Genomic DNA, 628 nt, shown 5'->3' with positions numbered 1-628 from the left:
GTTCGGCGAACTGAGCGGCTGGGTCGGCGGCGAGCGCGGCGGGGTCCTCCGGCGGGACGAGGATGCCGGGCACCCCGCCGTCCGGGGCGCGGCCGACCGCCTCGGGCAGGCCGCCGACGTCGGTGGCGAGGACCGGGATGCCCCGGGCGAGGGCCTCGGTGACCGCCATGCCGTAGGTCTCGGCGTAGGAGGTGAGGACCATGAGGTCGGCCGCGGCGTAGGAGGCGTCGAGGTCGGCGCCGGAGCGCGGGCCGGTCAGGTGCAGCCGGTCGGCGAGGCCGTGACGGGCGATCAGCTCCCGCAGGTGCGCGACGTACCCGGGGTCGTGGCCGAGGCCGCCGACGCACTCGCAGGTCCACGGCAGGTCCCGGACCGCGGCGAGCGCCTCCACCAGCCGGTGCTGGCCCTTGCGCGGGGTCACGGCGGCCACGCACAGCAGCCGGGAGACGCCGTCGGTGCCGGGCGCGAGGGGTGCGATGTCGGCGCCGGGCGCGGCCACGTGCACCCGGTCGGGGGCGAGGCCGTGGTGGGAGACGAGCCGGCGCACCGCCCAGTCGCTGGTGGCGATCACCGCACCCGCCGCCCGCAGCACCGCCCGCTCGCGGCCGTCCAGGTCGGCGGCGACGGC

1 protein-coding gene is annotated in these 628 nt (G+C 79.0%); it reads right to left on the bottom strand.

Going from position 1 to position 628, the window contains the following annotated elements:
• The coding region (locus tag CCN44_RS42675; protein ID WP_143650524.1) for a glycosyltransferase family 4 protein at window positions 1-628 on the bottom strand (628 nt) is incomplete at both ends.

It is taken from the genome of Streptomyces tricolor (assembly GCF_002155905.1).
Classification (GTDB): Bacteria; Actinomycetota; Actinomycetes; order Streptomycetales; family Streptomycetaceae; genus Streptomyces; species Streptomyces tricolor.
The sequence above is the reverse complement of the archived record's forward strand: the minus strand, read 5'-3'. Positions and strand labels throughout refer to the sequence as shown.